The organism is Micromonospora sp. NPDC093244 (assembly GCF_040683695.1).
Taxonomy (GTDB): Bacteria; Actinomycetota; Actinomycetes; order Mycobacteriales; family Micromonosporaceae; genus Micromonospora.
Map to the genome: position 1 here is coordinate 578,282 of NZ_JBFBEO010000001.1, position 9,204 is coordinate 587,485.

The 9,204-nt window shown below is 72.6% G+C and carries 12 protein-coding genes; 7 read left to right on the forward strand and 5 right to left on the reverse strand.

Annotation, left to right across the window (positions count from 1 at the left end; translation table 11 throughout):
- The first annotated feature begins 146 nt into the window (after positions 1-146).
- The 3 genes from AB0N27_RS02690 to AB0N27_RS02700 all read left to right on the forward strand — a co-directional run bounded on the left by AB0N27_RS02690 (position 147) and on the right by AB0N27_RS02700 (position 4,162).
- A complete protein-coding gene (locus tag AB0N27_RS02690; RefSeq protein ID WP_364362650.1) occupies positions 147-2,678 on the forward strand; it encodes an FtsK/SpoIIIE domain-containing protein in 2,532 nt (843 codons plus the stop codon).
- Positions 2,679-2,680: 2 nt separating this feature from the next.
- Entirely contained in the window at positions 2,681-3,526 is an 846-nt protein-coding gene (locus tag AB0N27_RS02695; protein WP_364362651.1) for a hypothetical protein, read from the forward strand.
- 78 nt (positions 3,527-3,604) lie between these two features.
- Positions 3,605-4,162, forward strand: a complete 558-nt coding sequence (locus AB0N27_RS02700) for an RDD family protein (protein WP_364362652.1) — start codon at positions 3,605-3,607, stop codon at positions 4,160-4,162.
- Between the two features lie 25 nt (positions 4,163-4,187).
- On the opposite strand, the gene AB0N27_RS02705 is transcribed toward AB0N27_RS02700, so the two are convergent.
- From AB0N27_RS02705 to AB0N27_RS02715, 3 genes are all read right to left on the reverse strand, one after another.
- Complete coding sequence (locus AB0N27_RS02705) at positions 4,188-4,697, reverse strand: hypothetical protein (protein WP_364362653.1); 510 nt, start codon at positions 4,695-4,697, stop codon at positions 4,188-4,190.
- A gap of 73 nt (positions 4,698-4,770) precedes the next feature.
- Entirely contained in the window at positions 4,771-5,022 is a 252-nt protein-coding gene (locus AB0N27_RS02710) for a hypothetical protein (protein WP_364362654.1), read from the reverse strand.
- Between the two features lie 156 nt (positions 5,023-5,178).
- Complete coding sequence (locus AB0N27_RS02715) at positions 5,179-5,394, reverse strand: hypothetical protein (protein ID WP_364362655.1); 216 nt, start codon at positions 5,392-5,394, stop codon at positions 5,179-5,181.
- Between the two features lie 269 nt (positions 5,395-5,663).
- Between AB0N27_RS02715 and AB0N27_RS02720 the strand changes: the two genes are divergently transcribed.
- The 4 genes from AB0N27_RS02720 to AB0N27_RS02735 all read left to right on the forward strand — a co-directional run bounded on the left by AB0N27_RS02720 (position 5,664) and on the right by AB0N27_RS02735 (position 7,443).
- Positions 5,664-5,882, forward strand: a complete 219-nt coding sequence (locus tag AB0N27_RS02720) for a winged helix-turn-helix domain-containing protein (RefSeq protein ID WP_364362656.1) — start codon at positions 5,664-5,666, stop codon at positions 5,880-5,882.
- Between the two features lie 126 nt (positions 5,883-6,008).
- Positions 6,009-6,272 carry a DUF6244 family protein gene (locus AB0N27_RS02725; RefSeq protein WP_203175910.1) on the forward strand — a complete coding sequence of 88 codons (264 nt, stop codon included), beginning with the start codon at positions 6,009-6,011 and terminating at the stop codon, positions 6,270-6,272.
- Positions 6,273-6,578: 306 nt separating this feature from the next.
- The gene (locus AB0N27_RS02730; protein ID WP_364362657.1) at positions 6,579-7,028 is read left to right on the forward strand and encodes a hypothetical protein; all 450 of its coding nucleotides are present in this window, start codon (positions 6,579-6,581) and stop codon (positions 7,026-7,028) included.
- Positions 6,970-7,443: a hypothetical protein gene (locus AB0N27_RS02735; protein ID WP_364362658.1), complete on the forward strand. Its 474-nt coding sequence runs from the start codon at positions 6,970-6,972 to the stop codon at positions 7,441-7,443. The genes AB0N27_RS02730 and AB0N27_RS02735 overlap by 59 nt, the downstream gene beginning before the upstream one ends.
- 50 nt (positions 7,444-7,493) lie before the next feature.
- Here the strand turns inward: AB0N27_RS02735 and AB0N27_RS02740 are convergent, their stop codons facing one another.
- Positions 7,494-7,904, reverse strand: coding sequence for a hypothetical protein (locus AB0N27_RS02740; RefSeq protein ID WP_364362659.1), 411 nt, complete (start codon positions 7,902-7,904; stop codon positions 7,494-7,496).
- Between the two features lie 170 nt (positions 7,905-8,074).
- Positions 8,075-9,052, reverse strand: coding sequence for an SEC-C domain-containing protein (locus AB0N27_RS02745; protein WP_364362660.1), 978 nt, complete (start codon positions 9,050-9,052; stop codon positions 8,075-8,077).
- Positions 9,053-9,204 lie beyond the last annotated feature (152 nt).

A 9,204-nucleotide genomic window follows, 5' to 3' on the forward strand; every position in this document is an offset into this window, starting at 1 on the left:
CCCGTCCAGTCCACCCGTGGCGGCCGGCGGTCCATGCCGGACCGTCGGCCGCCGCGAGGACAACGCGCGGGTCGGTACTGTGCCGGTGTCACCGCTGTCCGTTAGGGTTTCCGCGAACCGGACGGCCGTGGCGTGGGAGGCACAGCGTGGGCAGGCTCGCGTCGGCGTACGGGCAGGCGGTCACCGCCCACCGGGCGGCCCGCGCACACCTGGACACCGCCCGTGGCGCGCTCGGCGCCGCCCCGGCACCCGCCGCGCCCGTCGGCGCCGGCGACGTGGTCGACCGGCTGGCCCGCGTCGGTGCCGCGCTGGCCACCCCCACCCCGGGCGCCACCGGGCTCACCGACGCCCCGACAGCCGTCCGGATCGGCGAGGCATCCACACCCGACGGTGGCTTTCCCGTGCTCGTGCCGCTCGGCGGCGGCCACCATCTCGCCCTGGACACCGACGCCCGCGACTCCCGGGTCGCCGGGCTGCTGCGGGCGCTGGTGCTGCGGTTGGTCGCCACCGCGCCGCCCGGGCAGGTCCGCGTCGCCGGCATCGACACCGCCGCGCTGGGCGCCACGTTCGGCCCGCTGCGCCCGCTGCTCGACGCCGGGGTGCTCGACCCGCCGGCCACCGGCGAGGCCGAGGTGACCGCGCTGCTGGACGCCGCCGAGCGGCACGCCCGCGCCGCGCAGCACGCCGACCCCGCCGCCCGGCACCTGCTGGTGGTCGTCGCCACCGCCTCACCGGCGCCCCGCGAGCTGGCCCGCCTCGCGGCGCTCACCCACGCGGGCCCGTCCGCCGCCGTCTGCGTGCTGCTCGCCGGCCACCCGTCCCGGTTGCCCGGCGAGACCGCGCCGCCGCTGGGCGGCGCCTCCGCCATCCGACTCGTCGAGGGGTACGCGCAGGTCGGCGACCCGCCCGGCACACCGTTCAGCGCCGACGGCAGTGGCCTCGCCGCACCCGTGCTGCTCGACGGCGACCCGCCGCCCGCATCCGTACGCGCCCTCGCCGAGCAACTGGGCGCCGCCGCCCGCCGCACCGACGCGCTGCCGTTCACCGAGCTGCTGCCCGAGCGGCGCTGGGCCGAGTCGGCCGGCAACGGCCTGCGCACCGTTGTCGGCCGGGCCGGCCGCGCCCCGCTGACCGTGGCCTTCGACGACGCCACCCCGCACTGGCTGGTCGGCGGGCGCACCGGCGCCGGCAAGACCGTCTTCCTCCTCGACGTCCTCTACGGGCTGGCCGCCCGGTACTCGCCTGCCGAGTTGCAGCTCTACCTGCTCGACTTCAAGGAGGGCGTGAGCTTCACCGAGTTCGTGCCCACCACACGCGACCCTTCCTGGCTGCCGCACGCCCGCGCCGTCGGCATCGAGTCCGATCGCGAGTACGGCCTCGCCGTGCTGCGCGAGCTGCGCCGCGAGGCGCAACGCCGGGCCACCGCCCTCAAGCGGCACGGCGTCACCAAGCTCGCCGACCTGCCCCGGGACAATCCGTTGCCGCGCATCGTGGTGGTCATCGACGAGTTCCACGTGCTGCTCGCCGGCAACGACGCGCTGGCCCGCGAGTCCGTCGACCTGCTTGAGGAGTTGGCCCGCAAGGGCCGCTCCTACGGCGTCCACCTGGTGCTGGCCAGCCAGAGCATGACAGGCATCGAGGCGCTCTACGGCCGCGCCGAGGCGATCTTCGGGCAGTTCGCGCTGCGGGTGGCCCTGCCCGGCGGGGGTGGGGTGCTCGACCAGCTCAACGACGCCGCCGCGGCCCTGCCGATCGGCTCCGCCGTCGTCAACACCGCCGCCGGCGCGGTAGGCGCGGAGACCGTGCTGCGCTTCCCCGACGCGCACGCCGCCGCGGCCGACCTCGCCGCGCTGCGCCACGAGCTGTGGCAGGCCCGCCCGCCGGGCTCGCGGGCACCGGCGGTCTTCAAGGGGTACGAGGCCGCGCGGGTCGAGGACGACCCCACCTTCACCGGTCTGCGCCCCGGCGGCCGACGCCCGATGGCCCTGGTCGGCCGCACCGTCGACGTGCACGGCACCACGGCGCTGTTCCTGATGGACAGCACCCCCGGCCGGCACCTCGCGGTGGTGGGCACCGCCGCAGCCGGGGCGGACGTGCTGCGCGCCGCGACGCTGAGCCTGGCCCGCCAGCACACCCCCGGCGACGCCCGGTTCCTGCTGGCGTCGCTTGTCACCGTCGCCGACCCGGTCGCCGACGAGACCGACGCCGCGCTGAGGGCCGCCGGCCACCCGGTCCGCCGCGTCGACGCGACCGGGCTGCGCGACCGGATCGCCGAGCTGGCCGCCGAGCCCGCCGGCCGCGAGTACCTGGTGGTGTTCGGCATGGACGCCGCCGCGCCGGTGCTCGGGGCCGCCGACCCGGTCAGCTTCCGCTCCGGCCTGGACGACCTGCGCACCCTGCTCCGTCAGGGCCCCGCCCACGGGGTGCACCTGCTGGGCTGGTGGCGTGGGCTGCGCCGGCTCGCCGACGACCTCGGCGGCACCCAGAACCGCGACGACGTCGCGTGCCTGGTCGCGCTCAACGTGCCCGGCCCCGAACTGGCCCTGCACCTCGGGGTCCACGACCTGGCCTACACGCCGCGCGCCGACCGGGCGCTGCTCGTCGACCGGCACGACCAGCGCACCAGACTGATCGTGCCGTTCGCCGGCGACGGGCACGAACCGGACGGGGAGCGTTGACGGTGTCCTTCGAGGAGTACGCGGCACTGGCCCGACAGCTCGCCGAGCAGCGCCGAGCCGGCGAACAGCACGCCGCCGCCGAGTCCGAACGCCGGCGTGACCTGCACGCCGCCGTCGACTCGCTGCACCACCGGCTGGCCGCCCAGGGGCACCGCCTCGACCAGCTCGGCCGCGCCATCGGCATCGACCAGCCGCCGTCCAGCCCGCCCGCAGCCGCGGGCACCCCGTGGAGCCCGGCCGGTGCCGCCACCGCACCAGGTCCGCCGTACGCAACCGGACCAGGGGACGGCGGACCCGACGGCGCAGCCGGCGCGCCGGGGCGGGCGGCTGTCGAGGCGTACCCCCAGTTGCCGGCGGGCGAGGCGCGGCTGGCGCTGCCGACGGCGGTGAGCCCGGCGGGCGCCGGGGTGCCGGCGCAGCGCGCGGCGACTGTCGACCCGGCCACCGAGCTGGAGCTGGCGCGGCGGATGGCCGACGAGGCGGACCGGCACGGGCACCAGGCGGAGCAGCTGGCCCAGCGGCCCGCGCTGCTGCCGACGTGGTCGCCGCTGGCCCGGGCCGTCGCCGTCTACGCCGGGTGCGGGGCGGCGGCCGGGGTGCTCATGTTGACGCTTGTGGTCGCCTCCGGGATCGGCCTGGTCGACGGGTTCACCCTCGGCGCGTGGATCTGCGCGGGGTTGCCGGCGTTGGCGTTCTTCGGCGGCTACCTGGTGCTGGGCCGGTGGGGGAGGCCCGCCATGGTCGCCGGCACTCCGCCGCGCTACCTACCGCTGGGGTTCCTGATCTGTTTCCTGCTGGTGCCGATGGGCTACTGCGCGTACCTGCTGCTGTTCCGCACCCTGCGCTGAGATGGGCGCCGTCCGGCCTGCCGACAGGCCCCATGTGCCTGCGGCCATTACGATGCCGGCGAACGACAGGAGACAACTGTGACAGTGCACGCGACGAGCCAGCGGACGACCCGAGTGGAGGCCGCCGCAGCAGACGCGCAGGAGGTGCTCGGCGCGCGAAAGGCCAGTCGGATCGCGACGTTCGACAACGGTGCCCTCTACGTACGGGCCGGAGCGGGACGCCAGTTCCTGGCCTGGCTCATCGACTTCACGGTCTACCTGTTCGGGGTCGGCGTGGGGATCGTCGCCGTGGCCGTGGTGCACAGGTCGATGCCCCTGTCCGACGATGTCCTCGCAGTGGTCATGCTCTCGTTGTTCGTCGTGGTGCCGCTGGTCTACGGCCTGTGCTTCGGCAACGGCCGGGCGCTCGGTGGGGTCCTCACCGGCACGCAGCTCGTGCGGATCAAGGACGGCAGTCGGGTCGGCCTCAGGGCGAGCTGGGTCATGCTGATCAGGACACTGTTGATGCCGGTGCTTGTCGTCGGGGCGTTGGCGGACGCGTTCACCGGCGGTGGGACGTCAGGTTTCACTTCAGAGCTGCGGATCTGCATCGATCCCACCGCCACCCGGCGGCTGCACGACGCCGGCATCCGTTGAGCTTCCGGGCGTCCACAGGCCTCGGCTAGTCCAGGTGGTAGGTGAGGACCCCGGCGTGGCTGAATCTCTGCTCGCCGCTGCCCGAAGGGCTGAAGACGCGACAGGCGCAGCCGTCGCCGGGCTCCTTCGCGGACGCTTCGGCGAAGTACCAGACCTGCCCCACCTGGGCCGTGAACGTGCGGCTGGTCCGCGGCGGCACCTCCATCGCCCGGTGCGCCGTGCAGTCGGCGTCGAAGAGCCACAGCACGTGCGGCTCGCTTGTCGTCGAGGCGGTGCCGCGTACCCGTTCCCCCCACCGGCCGGCGGGGATGTCGCGTTGGAAGTACGCCACCGCCTCCTCGCCCTTGGTCCGCGCGATGCACGCCCGGGCGAGCTGTGCCGCGGAGGCGGAGGTCGGGCTGGGGGCAGGCGCCGCCGAGGAGGACGACCGTGGGCCCGACCTGACGGCCGCAACGATGACGAGGGCGGCGATGACGACGAGACCGCCGGACAGCCCGATGACCAGGCGCCGGCGTCGTGTCTTCTCAGGTGTCATGTCCCGTCGCTCCCTCAGCTACCGACCGGACAGGCGACGTGGTCAGCCGCTGTCCGAGCGCTGACGGCAGAGTTTACGGCGCTTCCCGCCGCACCATCGTCCCCGCGGCGGCCGCCAGGACGCCGTCTCGTTCGCTGGCGGTGAGACCCTCGTCTTCGAGCAGGCCGAGCAGCAGCACCGTTCGCGCGACCGTCGCCGCCGCGCCGTCTGGCACGGGCGGGCGCTCGCCGAGGGCCGCCCAGATCAGCGCCTCGCCGAGCACCGGGTCGACGTCGTACCCGGTGGCGTCGTAGCGTTCCCGCGCGGACGCCACGAATCGGATCACCGGCGCCCGATCCTGCCCTGCCACGAACCGCCGCCGCACCGCCACCAGCAGTGCCCCGGCCGGGTGGTCCCGCCCCGTGCAGGTGCGCGCCGGCCCGGTCGGCGGCGGCGATCGTGGCCAACCACGCGGCGCGTAGGTCGTCCACGGTGTCGGCGGTCATTCGCCGGCCTCCGCCGTGGACTTGACCAGGAGAGCGAAGCGCACCTCCGTGCAGGGGTAGTCAGCGCCGCACCCGCAGAGCCAACGACGTACCACCCGGGGTGGGTGGGCGAAGAGGGTGTCGTCGGCGTCCTCGACGTCCTGATCGGACACGAGCCGGTGGCGTGGTTCGGGTACGGGGTCGCTCGGGCGTTCGTCGGGTTGATCGGGCATCGAGGGCTCCCGTCGGGTCGGTCTCCTTGCTCAGGTTCTCTGCGTCTGGGCAGCGTGCGGGCATGCCCCGGCACGCCCGGCCGAACGGGGGGACCGACCGGCCGGGCGCTCTCTGCGCGGTGGGGAAGAAACCAACTCCGGGTTTGCAGACCTGGGAGCCGGTCGATTGGAGCTTTACACAACTAGTCACGGATAGCAAGCACGACAACACGTTACTTGTCATGAGTAGTCACGCGTGATCAAATGGCGGTGCAGACCTGGGAGTCAATATGCCCGTCAAGCCCAAATGGGAACAGCTCGCGGATCACATCCGAAGCCAGATCGAGTCAGGAGAGCTTGCGCCGGGGGACCAGTTGCCGTCCACGGTGCAGCTCAAGAACCAGCATGGCGTGTCAACGACTGTGGTCCGGCAAGCGATCCTGGTCCTTCAGACCCAAGGCTGGGTGCACGGCGTGCACGGACTCGGCGTGTTCGTCACGGAGCGCTGAACAGGATCTGTCCCGAGGACGCCAGGGGATCACGCGGTCGCGCTGGGTGCCCGGATCTCGTACGCTCCCATGTGGTCTTCGCCGGTGCCGCGGTGGAGGCGACTGCCGACCACGGGGAGGGCGCGCGTGAGCGCAGCACAGATCATCGCGAGGTTGGCGGCGGCGTCGCAGAAGCTGGACGAGGCGAAGGCCAAGACCGCAGCGGCAGCGCAGGACGCGGCCGAGGCGCGGGCACTCGTCGCCGGGGCGCTGGAAGGTGTGGCCGCCGGCCCGTTGATCGGCATGATCGACGCGTACCGGCAGGCTCTCGCGCAGGCGTCCCAGGGTGGCGAGCCCGCCAAGCAGCACGTCCAGGAGACGATCGCGAAGGTCCGTGCGCTGGGAAACTGAGCACGGGTGGTGGTAGCACAGCCAGCCATCCACCCGCAGCGGTGAGACCGGTCATCAGGTCCTCGGTACCCAGGCGATTCGATAGCGCAAACCGGAACCAGGCTGCACCGCCGGCCCCACGCCGTCAGCGTCTCAGCAGCGAGTCGATCGGGTGGTGGACCTCGGCTACGGCGGCGGCCTACGCGAGCTTTCAGGAATTCTTGCCGGCGACGGTCAAGGCAGTTGCAGGTACTCTGCTGGCTGCTGCTGCGGCAGCCGGGTCTTTCAAGGCGTGGAGAGCGAAGCACCGAGACGGAGGGCCGGGCCGTGAGGATCGATGACCAGGTGGAGACTCTCGTCAGAGCTGTCCTGGATGCCGCTGTGCACCGTGATTCCGACAGATTCGAAGGCGCCTTGGATGCTCTTGTTGCTAGCCAGGAGACTCTCACCAAGGCCGTCGAGCTGACGCTGGCCGTGAACGCCGCTGTTCTGTTCGAGGTGCACGATGGTCGGCCATCGCCCGAGCAGGTCAACGAGCTGTCGCGGAACATCAGCCAGCAGGAACAGTGGGCCGGGGTTTCGGCAGCGGATGTGCATGCTCTCCTGGTTTCCGTGACCACCGGCAATCCGCCAGTAGTCGCGAGCAGTGTGGACAGGGCGACCGCCGTGTTCGTGGTTGCGGCGAACCTCCTCGCCACCGCGTCCCAGCCCGACGAGGGTGAGTGGTGGTTCAACTACCTCGACAAGGTCGAAGCGGCAATCGAAGCTGCGGGGTGACCCGTGTGCCTTATCCGGATGCCTGGCACGTAAGCGCGCCCGTGAAGAGCCCTGGACCCAAAAGCTCTGGGGGTACGACTTCCGCACCAACCAGCACTTCACGCTCAAGCAGGACCCGCTGCGCCGCGAGCACCTCCAGGACTTCGTCGACTGCTACCTGCCAGGCAAGGACCGCGCCGAGCGGGTCGAGACCGAGCGGTTCCGGACCTTCTCCTATGAGGAGTTGATCGCCCGCGACAAGGTGAACTTCGACATCACCTGGCTCAAGGACGCCTCTCTGGAGGACGCCGACGCGCTCCTGCCACCGGAGGTCATCGCGCAGGAGATCGTCGAGGACCTGGAGGCGGCGTTGCGCGAATTCGCCGCTATCGCGGACGCCCTGTCATCACGTGCCGCTCAGCCGACGGACAACTGACGAGGCCGGAGTGCTCACAGGGGATTCACTGCGAGCACTCCGGGTGACTGTCAGCGGGTGACGCGGACCTCGCCCTCGAAGCGCGGCGAGTAGTCGCAGCCGACCTCGCCACACAGCTCGAAGCCGCCGACGGCGAGCGCGACGCCCCGGTTGAAGGCGAAACCGCCGGCCTCCGCGTACACCCGGGCGGTCACGGCCTGCGGCGCGCCGGTGCAATGGACGGCCGTCCAGCCGCTGCCGTAGGCGACGCGGTCGCCGGAGCGCTGGCGCAGGCTCATTTCGGCGCCGCCGTTCAGACTGGATGCGCAGGTTACGGTGATGGTGAGGTCCACGGCCACGCCGCGGGCGACCAGGGTCGCGGATGTGACCTCGACGTCGGTGGCCGCGCTCGCTGGTGTTGGCGCGAGCAGCGCGAACAGGAACAGGCCGAGCAGGCCGATGGTGGTGGTGACGCGGCGCACGGCGGTCCTCCCTATGGAGTGGGTGCATACCTGCGGTCACCGTAACCTTCGCGGAGACGTACCGACATCGATCGATCGTGGGGTGCTGGGCGGCCGTCGGGTGGGGTCGGAGGCTCAAGGGACATCGCCCGGGCGGCCCTGCGTCGAACGGCGAAGCCCACTCGGCGCGGTCAGCCGCGCGAGCGCGGTAGGCAGCACTTCTTGTACTTGGTGCCCGAGCCGCACCAGCAGGCGTCGTTGCGCCCGGGTGGCCAGGCGGTCACGCCGGCGTCGTCGAGGCTGTCGGCGTACTCGTCGAGGGTTTCCTCGTCGATGGGGTCGTCGCCGGCGAAGGCCGCCAGGCCCTCGACGGTGCCGGCGACCACGCCCAGGTCGGCGCCGCCCAGGCCGGAGGCCTCGGTGAGGGCGCGTTCGATCTGGGTGCGGTGCTCGTCCCAGGTGGACGGGTAGCTGTCGACAAGCACCGGCCAGCGCGCGAGCAGGGCGTCGAACTCGGCCCGCGGCCAGTACAGCAGCGTCGCCGGGCCGTCGTCGAGGGCGTCGAGGGCGTGGTTGCTGGCGGCGCGCAGCCGGTCGGCGAGGTTGTCGTACTCGTCGTGGGGGAGGCCCAACTCTTCGCGCAGGTCGTGCCGCCGATGGGCCAACCCGTAGATCATGGCGGCGGCCGTGTCCTGGGCGTCCTCCGACTCGTGCTGGTGGGTGCGGCTGCGGTCCACCATCGCGTCGAGTGCCTCGGTGAGCCATTCGACCGCCGTCTCGGCGTGGCCGGACTCGGCCAGCTTCTCGACCAGGTGGACGGCGTCGGGGTCGGTCTCCAACAGCGGACGTAGCTCGGCCAGCTCCGCCAGGCCCTCGTCGACGCGGCCGAGGCGCAGCAGCAGACCGCCGCGCACGGCACGGACGTAGGTGTTGTCGTCGGGCTGTTCGGCGATGGCGCGGGTGGCCAGGGCGAGCGCATCGGCCAGGTCGCCCGCCTGCTCCAGGATGTCCGCGGCGACCAGCAGGGCGTACCCGGTGTCGGCGGGGTCGGCGACCCGCCCCTCGTCGACGGCGCCCACCAGTTCGGCGACGAGCGCCGCCGGGTCCGGGCTCTCGGATCCCATCGAGCCGATCTCCTCGATCCGCTCGGTGGTCAACATCTCGGGCATGGGCACATCCTGGGCGACGAGGGCGGGCGGTCAGCGTACTCCGGATCGTGTCGCGGGGCGGGGGGGGGACACCCCCCGCCGCCCCACCGGGACACAACCGGTCGGGGGGGTGGAGTGGTAACCCCCCCCCAGCGAGGGATGGAAGACGGAGA